Raw genomic sequence first — 15,160 nt, forward strand, 5'->3', positions numbered from 1 at the left:
ACGTCCTGGCAGGAGGTGCAGGCGAGCGAGGACTTCCAGGCGCTGCGCCGGGCCTTCCGCCGCTTCGTCTTCCCCATGACGGTCGCGTTCCTCGTCTGGTACTTCACCTACGTCCTGCTCGCGGCGTACGCGACGGACTTCTTCGCCACGCCGGTGTTCGGCAACGTCAACGTCGGCATCCTCTTCGGCCTCGGGCAGTTCCTGTCCACTGCGCTCATCACCATCGCCTACGTGCGCTGGACCAACCGCAACCTCGACGCGCAGGCCGAGAAGCTCGGGGCGCTCGTCCGGCTGGAGGAGCACCGGTGAGCGCGCTGCCGCTGTCCGCCGCCGCGACCGAGGCGGTCGGCAACCCGCTGGTCAACATCGGGATCTTCGTCCTGTTCGTCGCCGTCACCCTCGTCGTGGTGTTCCGCGCCTCGAAGAACACCAAGACCGCCGCGGACTACTACGCCGCCGGCCGGTCCTTCACCGGCGGCCAGAACGGCACCGCCATCGCGGGCGACTACCTGTCGGCCGCGAGCTTCCTCGGCATCGCCGGCGCCATCGCGGTCAACGGCTACGACGGCTTCCTGTACTCGATCGGCTTCCTCGTGGCGTGGCTCGTCGCGCTCCTGCTCGTCGCCGAGCTCCTGCGCAACACCGGCAAGTTCACGATGGCCGACGTCCTGTCCTTCCGGCTGCGCCAGCGCCCGGTCCGCATGGCCGCGGCGACGGCGACCCTCGCGGTCAGCTTCTTCTACCTGCTCGCCCAGATGGCCGGCGCCGGCGGGCTCGTCGCGCTGCTGCTCAACGTGCAGTCGACGGCCGGTCAGTCCCTCGTCATCGCCGTCGTCGGCGCACTCATGATCGTCTATGTGCTCGTCGGCGGCATGAAGGGCACGACCTGGGTGCAGATCATCAAGGCGACGCTCCTCATCAGCGGCGCGGCCCTCATGACCGTCTGGGTGCTCGCCCTCGCGGACTTCAACCTGTCCTCGCTGCTCGGCCAGGCCGTCGAGGCGGCCGGCAACCCGCAGCTGCTGGAGCCCATGCAGCAGTACGGCGCGAGCAACCTCACGAAGCTCAACTTCATCTCGCTCGCGCTCGCCCTGGTCCTCGGGACCGCGGGCCTGCCGCACGTGCTCATGCGCTTCTACACGGTGCCGACCGCCAAGGAGGCCCGCCGCAGCGTCGTGTGGGCCATCGCCCTCATCGGCCTGTTCTACCTCTTCACGCTCGTGCTCGGCTTCGGCGCGATGGCGTTCGTCGGGCAGGACCGCATCCTCGCCGCGCCCGGCGGGGTCAACTCCGCGGCGCCGCTGCTCGCCTACGAGCTCGGTGGGACGCTGCTGCTCGGCGTCATCGCGGCGGTCGCGTTCGCGACGATCCTCGCCGTGGTCGCCGGCCTCACCATCACCGCGGCGGCGAGCTTCGCGCACGACATCTACGCCAGCGTCATCAAGAACGGCGAGGGCAACCCCGACGCCGAGGTCCGCATCGCCCGGTGGACGGTCGTCGTCATCGGCGTCGTGTCCATCCTCGGCGGCATCGCGGCGAACGGGCAGAACATCGCGTTCCTCGTCGCGCTCGCCTTCGCGGTCGCCGCGAGCGCGAACCTGCCGACGATCCTGTACTCGCTGTTCTGGCCCCGCTTCAACACCCGGGGCGCGCTGTTCAGCATGTGGGGCGGGCTACTCAGCTGCATCGTCCTCATCGCCCTGTCGCCGACGGTCTCCGGCGCGGAGACCTCGATGATCCCGAGCGCGGACTTCGACGTCTTCCCGCTCGCGAACCCGGGCATCGTCTCGATCCCGCTCGCGTTCCTCCTCGGCTGGGTCGGCACCGTCACGGGCCGCCCCTCGCCGGAGCACGACGCCAAGCAGGCCGAGATGGAGGTCCGCTCGCTCACGGGCGCCGGCGCCGAGAAGGCCGTCGCGCACTGAGCCCCGTCCTCCGCCCGGGCGGGGCCGCCCCCGAGCCCCCGCCCGGGCGGGCAGTACCCGCGCGGGGCCGCCGTCACTACGGTGGCCCCGCGGCCACGTCAGCGCCCGTCAGCCCCACTGACCCGCCCCACCGTCGCGCGAAGGAGCACCGATGAGCACGGAGACCGCCCGCACGCACGCCCTGGAGAACCTGTCGGTGGAGAGCCGGCGGTTCCCGCCGCCGGAGGACTTCGCCGCGCAGGCCGTCGCGACCGCGGAGCTGTACGAGGAGGCCTCGAACGACCGGCTCGCGTTCTGGGCGAAGCAGGCGCGCGAGCGGCTGTCGTGGGAGACCGACTTCACCGAGACGCTCGACTGGACGAACCCGCCCTTCGCGAAGTGGTTCGTCGGCGGGCGGCTCAACGCGGCGTACAACTGCGTCGACCGCCACGTCGAGGCCGGCAACGGCGACCGGGTCGCGATCCACTGGGAGGGCGAGCCGGGCGACACGCGCACCCTCACCTACGCCGACCTGCAGCGCGAGGTCTCGAAGGCCGCGAACGCCTTCGCCGCCCTCGGTGTCGGGCAGGGCGACCGCGTCGCGGTGTACCTGCCGATGATCCCCGAGGCCGCGATCACGATGCTCGCGTGCGCGCGGCTGGGTGCCGCGCACTCGGTCGTGTTCGGCGGGTTCAGCGCGGACGCGCTGCGCAGCCGCATCGAGGACGCGGAGGCGACGCTCGTCGTCACCTCCGACGGCGGCTACCGCCGCGGGGCGCCGTCGGCGCTCAAGCCCGCGGTCGACGCGGCGCTGGAGGCCGGCGGGGCGAGCGTGCAGAACGTCGTCGTGGTGCGCCGCACCGAGCAGGACGTGGCGTGGACCGAGGGCCGCGACCACTGGTGGCACGACGTCGTCGACAGCGCGTCGGAGGAGCACACGGCCGAGGCGTTCGACTCCGAGAACCCGCTGTACATCCTCTACACGTCCGGCACGACGGGGAAGCCGAAGGGCATCCTCCACACGACGGGCGGCTACCTCACGCAGGTGGCGTACACGCACGCCACCGTGTTCGACCTGCGCCCGGAGACGGACGTGTACTGGTGCGCCGCCGACGTCGGCTGGGTGACGGGGCACTCCTACGTCGTGTACGGCCCGCTCGCGAACGGCGCGACGCAGGTGATGTATGAGGGCACGCCCGACACCCCGCACAAGGGCCGCTGGTGGGAGATCTGCGCGAAGTACGGCGTGACGATCCTCTACGCCGCGCCGACCGCGATCCGCACGTTCATGAAGTGGGGCGAGGAGATCCCGGCCGAGCACGACCTGTCGTCGATCCGCCTCCTCGGCTCGGTCGGCGAGCCCATCAACCCGGAGGCGTGGGTCTGGTACCGCCGGGTGATCGGCGGGGACCGGACGCCGATCGTCGACACGTGGTGGCAGACCGAGACCGGCGGCATGATGATCAGCCCGCTGCCGGGCGTCACGACGCTCAAGCCGGGGTCGGCGCAGGTGCCGCTGCCCGGCATCAGCGCCGCGGTGGTGGACGACGAGGGCAACGAGGTCGGGCCCGGGGGTGGCGGCTACCTCGTGCTGACGGAGCCGTGGCCGTCGATGCTGCGGACGATCTGGGGCGACGACCAGCGCTTCCAGGACACGTACTGGTCGCGCTTCCCCGGCCGCTACTTCGCGGGCGACGGCGCCAAGCTGGACGACGACGGCGACGTGTGGCTGCTCGGCCGCGTCGACGACGTCATGAACGTGTCCGGTCACCGCCTGTCGACCACCGAGATCGAGTCGGCGCTCGTGTCGCACCCGGCCGTGGCCGAGGCCGCCGTGGTGGGCGCGACCGACGACACGACCGGCCAGGCGCCCGTGGCGTTCGTCATCCTGCGCGGGAACGCCGAGTCCGTCCTGGGCGACGCCGACCCGCAGGAGGCCCTGCGCGCGCACGTGGCCAAGGAGATCGGTGCCATCGCGAAGCCCAAGCGCGTGCTCGTCGTGCAGGAGCTGCCCAAGACGCGCTCCGGCAAGATCATGCGGCGGCTGCTGCGCGACGTCGCCGAGAACCGGGAGCTCGGAGACGTCACGACGCTCACCGACGCCGGGGTCATGAGCCTCATCCAGGACGGGCTGCAGACCGCCAAGCCGGAGGACTGACGCCGGGTCCGGCTCCAGGAGCGCCCTTCCCCGGTCCGCTGGGGAGGGGCGCTGCGGCGTCCTACGGCGTCCCACGGCGACCCCGGCGGTCGCTGGCACCCCACCACGGTCACGGGCGCCGTCATCCGGACGTCCCGACCACGCACCCCACCCGACCACGGTCACGGGCGCCGTCATCCGGACGCCCCGACCACGCACCCCACCCCACCACGGTCACGGGCGCCGTCATCCGGACGCCCCGACCACGCACCCCACCCCACCACGGTCACCGGCGCCTCCATCCGGACGCCCCGACCACGCACCCCACCCCACCACCGTCACGCACCCCGTCATCCGGACGCCCCGACCACGCACCCCACCCCACCACCGTCACGCACCCCGTCATCCGGACGCCCCGACCACGCACCCCACCCCACCACCGTCACGCACCCCGTCATCCGGACGCCCCGACCACGCACCCCACCCCACCACCGTCACGCACCCCGTCATCCGGACGCCCCGACCACGCACCCCACCCCACCACCGTCACGCACCCCGTCATCCGGACGCCCCGACCACGCACCCCACCCCACCACCGTCACGCACCCCGTCATCCGGACGCCCCGACCACGCACCCCACCCCACCACCGTCACGCACCCCGTCATCCGGACGCCCCGACCACGCACCCCACCCGACCACGGACACGCGCCCCGTCATCCGGACGCCCCGACCGCGGTGACGTCAGCCGGCGCGGCGCGCGGGGCGGAGCGCCGCCCGGACGGCGTCGGGGATGGTGGCCGGGTCGAGCGTGTCCGCCCAGGTGAAGCGCAGCACGGAGTGCCCGAGGGCGAGCAGGTGGTTGGCACGGGCGCGGTCGCGGTGCAGCGCCTCGACCGACCCGTGCACGGCTGCACCATCGGCCTCGACGAGAAGCAGCGAGCCGTCCGGGCGCTCGAAGGCGAGGTCGACCCGGGCGAGCCACGCTCCGTCACGGACCTCGAGCTGCAACGCGTGGGGCACCAGGCCCCCCTCCACGCAACGCAGCCGGACGCGGCTCTCCAGCGCCGACTCGGCGCGGGGGTCGGCGAGGTCGAACAGGTCGGCCAGGTGCCCGCTCCGGTTCCGCCGACGCGCCCGGGGCCGCAGCGCGCGCACCTCGTCGACGCTGAGCAGTCCTGCGCGCAGCGCCTCGTCCAGCAGCGCGAGCGCCTCGAGCCGGTCGACCGTCAGGACGACGTCGAGGACGCTGCGATCAGGCCGCGTCACCGGCAGGTGGCCCCACCGGGTGACCTCGTCCTCACCCAGCGGCCACTCGTGCGGGACCAGGTCCGGCCGCGCGAGCAGGCCACGACCTGACGGCACGATGACCTCCAGCGGCCGAACCGGCACGCAGCGCAGACCCCAGGCGCGAGCCGCGCTGGCCCCGGCCACGACGGCGTCCGGCACGGTGAGCAGGACGGCAGCCGCCGCGACGTGAGGGTCCGAGGGCGACAGCCGGCGATCCACGAGCAGGACGCCGCGGCGCACGCGTCGGTAGTCGCCCCTGCGGACCCGTAGGCGCAGCTCGGCCGCCCCGACCCCGGCCGCCCGCAGCTGCGCGACCGTCAGGACGCCACCCTGACGCCCGGCCAGGTCGGCCACGGTGCCGTCGGGGCCGCGGCTCGGGGTCGGTGGCGACATGCGACGAGCCTGCCGCGCCCCGTCGTGCGCCGTGAGGCGTCGTCCACAGGGCTGCGGCGGCGAGACGGTGCCCCGTGAGCAGACCCCGCGGCCCGATGCCCCGGAATCCGGACGTCCCGACCCCGCACGCGCGGCCAGACCGCCTCGGGCCTCCGGAATCCGGACCTCCCGACCACGCACGCCCCCTCAGGCCGGCCCGGACCTCCGGAATCCGGACGTCCCGCCCGTCTACGCCCCCGCCCCCGGACCGCCCGGGTGCGGGCTCCGGGACGCGTCGGGACCCCCCCGCCGCACGCCTCGGCATGCGGAGGCCGGCCGGAGCACCCACGCTCGCGCCATGAGCACCCCCGACCCCGACCGTCCCTACGACGTCCTCGTCATCGGCGCCGGGCCCGCCGGCACGGCCGCGGCGGTGCGGGCCGCCGAGCTCGGCGCGCGCGTCGCCGTGGTCGAGGGCAGGCGGACCGGGGGCACGTGCGTCAACACCGGGTGCGTGCCGACGCGCGTCCTGGCCAAGACGGCCCGCTTCCTGCGCGAGATCCGCACCGCGGGCGCGTACGGCATCGACGTGGCGGACTACTCGGTGAGCTGGCCGCGCACGGTGGCGAAGGTGCGCGAGGTCGTCGACAAGGTGCACGACGCGAAGGCGGACCCCGAGCGCCTGGCGCGCGCGGGGGCCGAGCTGTTCCTCGAGGGCCGCGCGCGCTTCGTCGACCCGCACACGGTCGAGCTCGCCGACAGCGGGCGCCGGCTCCGCGCGGACCAGGTCGTGCTGTGCGTGGGTGGCCGCTCGCGCCGCCTGCCGGTACCGGGCGCCGGGCTCGCGCACGTGCCCGAGCAGGTCCTCGACCTGCCCGACGTGCCGCGCCGCGTCGCCGTCGTCGGTGCGGGCAACACCGGCGCACAGCTCGTGACGGTCTTCAGCGCCTTCGGCGCGGAGGTCAGCCTGCTCGACGTCGCCCCCGACATCCTCCCCGGCCAGGACGCGTCCATCGCCGAGGTCGTACGCGCCTCCTTCGACGCCGACGGCGTCGACGTGCGCACCGGCATCGAGACCGTCACCGGTCTGGAACGGCACGAGGACGGCATCCGCCTCGGCTGGCGCGACCGCGACGGCGAGAACAGCAGGGCCGTCGACGTCGTCGTCATGAGCACCGGCTGGCCCGCGGACACCGAGGGCCTCGGGCTGGACGCCGCCGGCGTCGAGACCGACGGCTCCGCGGTGCCGGTCGACGAGTACCTGCGGACCAACGTCGAGCACGTCTACGCCGCGGGCGACGCCAACCAGCAGGCGATGCTCGTGCAGGCCGCCCACGTCGAGGCCGAGGCCGCGGCGCGCAACGCCGTCCTCGGGCCCACCGCCCGCGCCCCGCACCACCTCATGCCCAGCGGCGGCTTCACCGACCCCGACTACGCGGGCGTCGGCCTCACCGAGCAGGCCGCCCGTGAGCGCGACCGCGAGGTCGTCGTCGCGACCGTCCGCTACGCCGACGTGGAGCGGCCGATCATCGACGACCGCGAGGAGGGCTTCCTCAAGCTCGTCGCCGACCGCCGGCGCGAGGTGCTGCTCGGCGCGCACGCGGCGGGCGAGGCCGCCGTCGAGGTCATCCAGTCGGTGACGACGGCCATGGCGGCGGGCGCCGACGTCGCGACGCTCACGCGCGTGGAGTTCGCCTACCCCACCTACAGCGCCGTCATCGGCGAGGCCGCCCGGGCCCTGCTCGCCCGGCCCTGAGCGCGGTTTGTCCGGTTCCGCCGGGGGTACCGCACGGATGGACCTGTACGCGACACCGGAGGACACCGTGCACCTCGGCTGGCTGAACGAGACCGTGACGACCGACGGGCCCGTGGCGACCGTCCACGTCGACGTCACCCGCACCGACCCGCAGGGCGGTCACACCACGGAGCTGCACTGGCAGGCCGTGCGGGACCGCCTCGGTGAGCAGGGCGCGCCCGAGCCCGTCATCGACGCCGTCCACGAACGCGTCACCGCGGCCACCGGCGCGGCGGGCGAGCTGGGCCGGCACCTCGTCGTCGACGTCGACCGACCGGACGAGCCGCTCCTCGACCTGCTCGTCGAGCAGCGCCCGACGCAGGACGAGGCGACCTTCGGCGCGGTGCCGTCGCTGACGCCGCTCCTGCGCGCCCTGGACTCCGCCGTGCCGTACCTGCTCGTGGAGGCCGACCACAGCGGGGCCGACGTCACCGTCGTGGACTTCCTCGGCCGGACGGTGCGCACCGACGACGTCGAGGGCGGGCACGACGTGCTGCACAAGGTGCGCGGCGGGGCGTGGTCGCACCGGCGCATGCAGCAGCGGGTCGAGGACTCCTTCGAGCGCAACGCCGACGCGGTGGTCGAGCGGGTGCGGCGCCTCGCCGAGGCGCACGCGCCCGACGTCGTGCTGCTCACCGGGGACCCGCACGCGTGCGGCCTCGTGCGCGACGCGCTGGACTCCGGCCCGCTCGGGGAGCGGCTGCGCTGGCTCCGGGCCGGCGGCCGCGCCGACGGCGTGGACCGTGACGCGCTCGAGGCCGAGGTGGCCGAGGCGCTGCGCGAGGTGCGGCTGGCCCGCATGGCCGACGTCGTCGCGCGCTTCGAGGCGGCCCGTGGGCAGGACCGCCTCGCGGCGGCCGGCCTGGCCGGGGTCGTCGGCGCGGTGCAGCGCGCGGCGGTCGACACCCTCCTCGTCGACGCGGACGCGCTGGGCGAGGCGGTCCTCGCCACCGACGCGACGCAGCCGACGCTCGTGGGGACCACGGAGCAGGAGGTCAGCGACCTCGGCGGCGAGCAGCCGCTGACCGCGCCCGCGCTCGACGTGCTCGTGCGCGCCTGCGTCGCGCAGGACGCCTCGCTCGAGCTGGTCGACGGGGTCTCGGGCGTGCTCGACGGCGGGGTCGGGGCGCTGCTGCGCTTCGACGTGCGCCCCGCGACGCCCACCGCCGGGGACTGACGCGCGCGCCGCGGGCACCCAGGACGGGGGTGCCCGCGGCGTCCCCGAGGGCCACCTCCCGCGTCGTGCACCGCTCGCAGGGAGGGCTGCGTCGCCCGGCCCGGGTACCCTCGGGGCATCAGGTGAGCCGGGAAGTCTGGTCGGCACGGAGGGCGACGCGCGGACGACGTGCGTCGGGCTCTGGCCGCCACGACACTGCTGGGCGCGTGCCCCCGCGCGCCCACCCTGCCTGGAGACCGTCCCGTGACCCTGGTCGTCGCCCTGCTCGCCATGGCCGCTGCCGCCTGCGCCGCGCCGTGGCTGGCCCGTCGCCTGGACCGCGACGCGGGCTACCCGCTCGCCGCGGTGTTCCTCGGCACCGGCCTGCTGCTGACCTCCAGCGCCCCCGCCGTCCTGGCCGGCGACGAGGTCCGCTTCACCGCCGCGTGGATCCCCTCCCTCGACGTCGCGCTGCAGCTGCGCATGGACGGCCTCTCGCTGCTGTTCGTCGTGCTCGTGCTCGGTGTCGGCGCGCTCGTCATGGCCTACTGCGCCCGCTACCTCAGCCACAGCCACGAGCACGGCCGGCTGTTCACGCTCCTCACGCTGTTCGCGACGGCCATGCTCGGTCTCGTCCTCGCCGACGACCTCGTCGTGCTCTTCGTGTTCTGGGAGCTCACGACGATCTGCTCCTTCCTGCTCATCGGCGGACCCGGCCTGAAGGCGGCGAGGCCGGCGACGCGGGCGCTCGTCACGACCGGCGCCGGCGGCCTGTGCCTTCTCGGTGCGGTGGTGCTGCTCGGCTGGATCGCCGGCACCACCGACATGACGGCCGTGCTGCAGCAGAGCGACGCCGTGCGCGAGCACCCGCTCGGTGCGGTCGCGGCCGTGCTCGTCGTGCTCGCGGCGTTCACGAAGTCCGCCCAGGTGCCGTTCCACTTCTGGCTGCCCGATGCGATGGTCGCCCTCACCCCCGTCAGCGCGTACCTGCACGCCGCGACGCTGGTGAAGGGCGGCATCTACCTGCTGCTGCGCTTCTCCTCCCCGTTCGCGGGCGCGCCCGGCTGGACCCTCGCGCTGGTGACGGTCGGGCTGGCGACGAGCGTCTTCGGCGCCGTCCTCGCCCTCAAGCAGCACGACCTCAAGGGCCTGCTCGCGTACTCGACGGTGTCCCAGCTCGGCTGGATCGTCACGCTCATCGGCGTCGGCACCCCCACGGCCCTCGCGGTCGCCGCGCTGCACACCTTCGCGCACGCCCTGTTCAAGGCGACGCTGTTCATGCTCGTCGGGGTGATCGACCGGGAGGCCGGCTCGCGGGACATCCGGGAGCTGTCGGGGCTGTACCGGGTGATGCCGGTGACGGCGACGCTCACGGGCCTCGCCGCGCTGTCGATGGCCGGGCTGCCGCCGTTCCTCGGCTTCGTGTCGAAGGAGGAGGCGTACTACGCGTTCCTCGAGCTGCCGGCCGCGTGGGGCTGGCTGGTGGCCGGGGTCGCGGTCGTGTCGGCGGCCCTCACGTTCGCCTACGGCTTCCGCATCCTCTACGGCGCCTTCGGAGGTCGGACCCTGCAGCGGCGGCTCTACGAGCCGGGGGTGCTGTTCCTCGTGCCGGCCGCCGTCCCCGCCGTCCTCGGCCTCTTGCTCGGCGTCCTCACCTCCGCCCTGAACCCGCTCGTCAACCGGACCGTCCGGGACACCTCGCTGCTGGACGAGGACGTCGTCGCGCTCACGCTGTGGCGCGGCATCGACTCCCCCGCCCTGTGGCTGTCGGTCCTGACGGTCGCGCTCGGCACCGCGCTGTTCGTGCGGCGCGACCCGGTCGACGCGCGCCTGCAGCGTCTCGACGTCCGCCCGCACGGGGCGGACGTCCTCGACCGGCTCTACGACGGCGCGATCGCCTTCGGCGACCGGGTCGCCCGGCCCGCCCGGACCGGGCTGCTGGCGCCGCACCTGCTGCCGGTCCTCGTCCTCGTGCTCCTGGTGGGGGCGGCGGGCGCCGTCGGCCTCGACGCGCTGACCGAAACCCCGGTCCCGACGACCCGCCCCGGCGACTGGGTGCTCGTCGGGCTGCTCGCCGTGACGGTGCCGCTGCTGTGCCTCGCGCGCTCGCGGCTGGCCGCGATCGGGCTGCTCGGTGCCGTCGGGCTCGTGGTCGGGGCGTGGTTCGCCGTGCTCGGTGCCCCGGACCTCGCCCTCACCCAGGTCCTCGTCGAGATCCTCACCGTCGTCGTCGCCGTGCTCGTGCTGCGGCGGCTGCCCGCCCGGTTCTCGCGCACCTCGCGGCGCCGCGGCGCCGGCGCCGCGGTGGTCGCGGTCCTCGCCGGCCTCACCGCGGGGGCGGGCACCCTCGCCCTGACCGGCCGGCGCGAGCTGTCGGAGACCGGACGCTGGCTGCTGGCCAACGGCCCCGAGGCCAGCGGCGGGACGAACGTCGTCAACACCGTCCTCGTCGACTTCCGCGGGCTCGACACGATGGGCGAGGCGGCGGTCCTCGCGATGGCCGCGGTCGGGCTGCTCGCCCTGCTGCGAGCGGACCGCGCCGACGGTGACGACGAGCGTCCCGTGCGCCGCCTGGCCCCCGGCGCCGGGACGGGCGACCGCGCGGTCGTGCTGGTCGCGGCGCGGCTGCTCGGGCCCGTGTTCCTCGTGCTGTCGCTGTGGCTGCTGTGGCGCGGGCACTACGAGCCCGGCGGCGGCTTCATCTCCGCGCTCGTCGCCGGCGCCGGTGTCGCGGTCATGCGGCTGCCGGACCGGACCGTGGGCCGTCGCGCCGAGAGGCGCGGGACCCGCGCGCGACGGCTGCCCGACGCCCGGGTCCTCGTCGGCGCGGGCCTCGTGGTCGCGACCGTCTCGGGGGCCCTCGGCCTGCTCGCCGGCTCCTACCTGCGCCCGATCAGGACCGAGGTGACGGTGGGCCCCCTCAGCCAGTCGCTCACGACGTCCTTCCTCTTCGACGTCGGCGTCTACCTGTGCGTCGTCGGCATCGTCGTCGCCGCGGTCGACCGGCTCGCCGACGGCGTGAGCCCGGCCCTGGCACGGGGCGACGGGTCCGGCGGGACCGGCGGGACCGGCGGGACCGGCGGGACCGGCGCCTCGGGCGAGGTGGGCGGGCCGCACCGGGTGGGACCCGCGGACGCGGCGTCCGGACCGGACGAGACCGGCCCGCCCGACCCACCCGACGCGCCCGGGACACCCGGGACGCGCGCGCCCGCGGGGGTGACGCCGTGAGCTCCGCCGTCATGGTCGCCCTGCTGGTCGCGGGCGGCACGTACCTCGTCCTGCAGCGGGGGCTCGTCCGCGTGACGCTCGGCTTCGTCCTGCTCGGGCACGCCGCCAACCTCGTGCTCCTCGCCGCCGGCGGCACGGGCCGCCGCGAGGAGCCGCTGCTCGGCACGACCGACGCCGCGCTGGCGGCCGACCCGCTGCCGCAGGCCTTCGCCCTCACCGCCATCGTCATCACGTTCGGCATCACGGTGTACCTGCTCGCACTCGCCTCCAGCGGCGGCGACCCCGAGGCGGACGACCCCGCTGACGCGCCCGGCGCCGCGCCGGTCGACGACTCCGCCGACGACCCGGACGAGGCGCCGGTCGACGACCCGGCCGCGTCCCGGACCGGGGCCGAGCGAGGGGCGGGTGGTCGACGTGGGCGCTGAGGAGCTGGACGGGATGCATGCGGCCCTCGCGACGGCGCTGCCGCTGCTGCTCGCCGTACCCCTGCTCGCCGCGGGTCTCGCGGTCCTCGTACGGTCCACGACCGCGCGGCGCGCCGTCGGCCTGGCGACGGCCGGACTCGTGCTCGCCTACGCCGCGGCCCTGCTGTGGGCGACGGCGGACGGCACCGTCCTCGCCGAGCAGGTGTCGGGCTGGCCCGCCGGGGTGTCGATCTCGTTCGCCGCCGACACGTTCAGCGCGCTCATGGTCGCGGTGGCGGCGCTGCTGGTGCTCGTCGGCTCCTGGTACGCCGTCCGCGCCGGCGACGACCGGGACCCGTACTTCGTGCCGCTCGTGCTCGTGATGTCGGGCGGGGCCTACGGCGCGTTCGCGACCGCCGACCTGTTCAACCTCTTCGTCATGGTCGAGGTCGCTCTCATCCCGTCCTACGTGCTGCTCACCCGGTCCGGACGGCCCGGCGCGGTCGCGGCCGGCCGGGTGTACCTCACGATCAACCTGCTGGTGTCGACGGTCCTGCTCGCGGGCATCGCGCTGCTGTACGGCGTGACGGGCACGGTCAACCTCGGGCAGCTGGCGGGCGCGGCGGCGGGGAGCACGGCCGCGGAGGTCGCGACCGGCGTCGTGCTCGTCGCGCTCGCCGGCAAGGCCGCGCTCGTGCCGGTCCACAGCTGGCTGCCGCGCTCCTACCCGTACGCCTCGACCGCGGTGAGCGCGATCCTGTCGGGGCTGCTCACCAAGATCGGCGTCTACGGCCTGTTCCGCGTGTACTCCGTCGTCCTGGACGGCGACCCGCGCTGGGCCGTCGTCGCGCAGGTCGTGCTCGTCGCGACCATGACGGTGGGGGTGCTCGGCGCGCTCGGCGAGACCTCGGTCCGGGGGGTGCTGACCTTCCACATGGTGAGCCAGGTCGGCTACATCCTGCTCGGGCTCGGCTTCTTCGGGGTCGCAGGCATCGCGGCCGGGGTCTTCTACCTCGTCCACCACATCATCGTGAAGGCCGCTCTCTTCCTCGTGGTCGGGGCGGTGGAGGAGACCCGCGGGACCGGCGCCCTCTCCCGGCTCGGCGGGGTGGCGCGCACGGAGCCGCTGCTCGCGCTCGCGTTCCTCGCCGCCGCGCTGTCCCTCACCGGCATCCCGCCGTTCTCCGGCTTCGTCGCGAAGTACGCGCTCATCCGGGGCGCGGTCGAGGAGGGCGCGCTCGTGGCGGCCGGCGCCGCCCTCGTCGTCAGCCTCCTCACGCTGCTGTCGATGCTCAAGCTGTGGAACGGGGTCTTCTGGGGCGAGGACCCCGATCGCGGGCATCGGCAGCGGTCGGACACCGGGCAGGGGTCGCCGTCGCCCGCGACCGGCGGGTCCGGCGACGGCACGAGCCCCACCACCCACCCGGCGGGCACCGCGACCCGCGAGGACGCGAGCCCGCAGCCGCACCCCCGCATCCCCCTCGGGCTCGTCCTGCCGGGCGTGGTCCTCGCGGCCTGCAGCCTCGCCATCGGCGTCGGCGCGCAGGGGCTGCTCAGCCTGTCGACCACCGCGGCGGAGAACCTCGTCGACACCGCCCGCTACGTGACGGCCGTGACGGGCGAGACGCCCGACCCGACGGAGACGGCCCCGTGAGCGGGCCCGCGGGCGCGCACCTCGCCCGCGCCGGTCGGCTCCTGCGGTTCGCCGGCTGGTTCCTCGGCGAGCTCACGCGGGCCAACGTGCAGGTGACGTGGGACGTCCTCACCCCCACCAGCCGCCTCGAACCCGGCGTGGTGGCCCTGCCGCTGCGCTGCCGCACCGACCTGGAGGTCGCCCTGCTGTCCGGTCTCGTCACGCTCACCCCCGGCACCCTCACGCTCGCGGTGCGCGAGCCCGCGGCCGAGGGCGGCGGCACCATGTGGGTCCACGGCATGTACTCACCGGACGCCGACGCCTTCCGGCGCGAGCTCGACGACCTGCAGCGGCGCATGCTGCGGGCGATGCGGCTCGAGGGTGCCGAGGACCTCGACAACCCCGAGAGCCCCGAGAGCCCCGAGGGCCCCGAGGGCGCCGGCGGGTCGGCGGCGGTGACGACGTGACCTCGACCCTCGTGCTCGACGTGCTGCTCGTCGTGCTCGCCCTCAGCCTCCTGCCCGCCGTGTGGCGGATGCTCGTCGGGCCGACCCCGTCGGACCGCGCGATGGCCGCCGACCACGGCTTCTTCGTGCTCGTCGCGGCGCTCGCCCTCCTCGCCGTCCGGCTGCCGACCCCCGCCCTGCTAGACGTCGTGCTGGTCGCGACGCTCGTCGGCTTCCTCGCCACCGTCACGCTCGCCCGGCTCGTGGACCGGCGACGCTCGTGAGCGCGCTGGAGGGCCTCGCCGTGGCCGCATCGGTCGTGGGGCACGTCCTCGTCGTGCTCGGCGTCGCGCTGGTCGCGGTCGCGGCGCTCGGTCTCGTGCGCCTGCCGGACCCCTTCAGCCGGCTGAGCGCCGTGACCAAGTCCGGGGTGGCGGGGGTCTGCCTCGTGCTGCTCGGCGTGCTGGGGATCCACCCGTCGTGGTCGGCGCTGGCGACGGTGGTGCTCGCGGTCGCGCTGCAGCTCCTCACCAACCCCGTCGGCGGCTTCGCGCTCGGCCGCGCCGCGTACCGCTCCGGCGCACCGCTGTCGTCGCGGACGCGCTACGACGAGCTGGCGGGCGAGGCGTCCGAGGACCGGACGGGCGACGCACCGGACCGGGCCACCCCCCGCCGGGCGCCTACCCTGGAGCGGTGAGGCAGACGACGCGCGACCCCGGGCCGGCCTGAGCGTGGCCGGGGACACCACCCGAGACGGCGGTGCGGGCGGTACCGCACCGGACGGCGACCGGTCGCGG

The 15,160-nt window shown here is 75.0% G+C and carries 12 protein-coding genes; 11 read left to right on the forward strand and 1 reads right to left on the reverse strand.

Annotated elements, in window-relative coordinates:
* Positions 1–15 precede the first annotated feature (15 nt).
* The 3 genes from WAA21_RS03735 to acs all read left to right on the forward strand — a co-directional run bounded on the left by WAA21_RS03735 (position 16) and on the right by acs (position 4,062).
* Positions 16–309 carry a DUF485 domain-containing protein gene (locus WAA21_RS03735; RefSeq protein WP_336921457.1) on the forward strand — a complete coding sequence of 98 codons (294 nt, stop codon included), beginning with the start codon at positions 16–18 and terminating at the stop codon, positions 307–309.
* Positions 306–1,925 carry a solute symporter family protein gene (locus WAA21_RS03740; RefSeq protein WP_336921419.1) on the forward strand — a complete coding sequence of 540 codons (1,620 nt, stop codon included), beginning with the start codon at positions 306–308 and terminating at the stop codon, positions 1,923–1,925. The genes WAA21_RS03735 and WAA21_RS03740 overlap by 4 nt, the downstream gene beginning before the upstream one ends.
* 151 nt (positions 1,926–2,076) lie before the next feature.
* Positions 2,077–4,062, forward strand: a complete 1,986-nt coding sequence (gene acs, locus WAA21_RS03745; RefSeq protein WP_336921421.1) for an acetate--CoA ligase — start codon at positions 2,077–2,079, stop codon at positions 4,060–4,062.
* 721 nt (positions 4,063–4,783) lie between these two features.
* On the opposite strand, the gene WAA21_RS03750 is transcribed toward acs, so the two are convergent.
* Positions 4,784–5,722 carry a type IV toxin-antitoxin system AbiEi family antitoxin domain-containing protein gene (locus WAA21_RS03750; protein WP_336921422.1) on the reverse strand — a complete coding sequence of 313 codons (939 nt, stop codon included), beginning with the start codon at positions 5,720–5,722 and terminating at the stop codon, positions 4,784–4,786.
* Between the two features lie 337 nt (positions 5,723–6,059).
* On the opposite strand from WAA21_RS03750, the gene WAA21_RS03755 reads away from it, so the two are divergent.
* From WAA21_RS03755 to mnhG, 8 genes are all read left to right on the forward strand, one after another.
* A complete protein-coding gene (locus tag WAA21_RS03755) occupies positions 6,060–7,457 on the forward strand; it encodes a dihydrolipoyl dehydrogenase family protein (protein WP_336921423.1) in 1,398 nt (465 codons plus the stop codon).
* Between the two features lie 37 nt (positions 7,458–7,494).
* The gene (locus WAA21_RS03760) at positions 7,495–8,673 is read left to right on the forward strand and encodes a baeRF2 domain-containing protein (RefSeq protein ID WP_336921424.1); all 1,179 of its coding nucleotides are present in this window, start codon (positions 7,495–7,497) and stop codon (positions 8,671–8,673) included.
* 243 nt (positions 8,674–8,916) lie between these two features.
* Entirely contained in the window at positions 8,917–11,880 is a 2,964-nt protein-coding gene (gene mbhE, locus WAA21_RS03765; RefSeq protein WP_336921425.1) for a hydrogen gas-evolving membrane-bound hydrogenase subunit E, read from the forward strand.
* Positions 11,877–12,305, forward strand: coding sequence for a sodium:proton antiporter (locus WAA21_RS03770; protein ID WP_336921426.1), 429 nt, complete (start codon positions 11,877–11,879; stop codon positions 12,303–12,305). The genes mbhE and WAA21_RS03770 overlap by 4 nt, the downstream gene beginning before the upstream one ends.
* Positions 12,295–13,938 carry a monovalent cation/H+ antiporter subunit D family protein gene (locus WAA21_RS03775; protein ID WP_336921427.1) on the forward strand — a complete coding sequence of 548 codons (1,644 nt, stop codon included), beginning with the start codon at positions 12,295–12,297 and terminating at the stop codon, positions 13,936–13,938. The genes WAA21_RS03770 and WAA21_RS03775 overlap by 11 nt, the downstream gene beginning before the upstream one ends.
* Complete coding sequence (locus WAA21_RS03780; RefSeq protein ID WP_336921428.1) at positions 13,935–14,384, forward strand: Na+/H+ antiporter subunit E; 450 nt, start codon at positions 13,935–13,937, stop codon at positions 14,382–14,384. Before WAA21_RS03775 ends, WAA21_RS03780 begins: the two co-directional genes overlap by 4 nt.
* A complete protein-coding gene (locus WAA21_RS03785) occupies positions 14,381–14,647 on the forward strand; it encodes a monovalent cation/H+ antiporter complex subunit F (RefSeq protein ID WP_336921429.1) in 267 nt (88 codons plus the stop codon). The genes WAA21_RS03780 and WAA21_RS03785 overlap by 4 nt, the downstream gene beginning before the upstream one ends.
* The gene (gene mnhG / locus WAA21_RS03790; RefSeq protein ID WP_336921430.1) at positions 14,644–15,060 is read left to right on the forward strand and encodes a monovalent cation/H(+) antiporter subunit G; all 417 of its coding nucleotides are present in this window, start codon (positions 14,644–14,646) and stop codon (positions 15,058–15,060) included. The genes WAA21_RS03785 and mnhG overlap by 4 nt, the downstream gene beginning before the upstream one ends.
* Positions 15,061–15,160 lie beyond the last annotated feature (100 nt).

It is taken from the genome of Aquipuribacter sp. SD81 (genome assembly GCF_037153975.1).
Lineage (GTDB): Bacteria > Actinomycetota > Actinomycetes > Actinomycetales > JBBAYJ01 > Aquipuribacter.

Coding starts and splice junctions, on each gene's coding strand:
- WAA21_RS03760 (WP_336921424.1), top strand. CDS start 7,495: ATGGACCTGTACGCGACACCGGAGGACACCGTGCACCTCGGCTGGCTG.
- WAA21_RS03750 (WP_336921422.1), bottom strand. CDS start 5,722: ATGTCGCCACCGACCCCGAGCCGCGGCCCCGACGGCACCGTGGCCGAC.
- WAA21_RS03755 (WP_336921423.1), top strand. CDS start 6,060: ATGAGCACCCCCGACCCCGACCGTCCCTACGACGTCCTCGTCATCGGC.
- acs (WP_336921421.1), top strand. CDS start 2,077: ATGAGCACGGAGACCGCCCGCACGCACGCCCTGGAGAACCTGTCGGTG.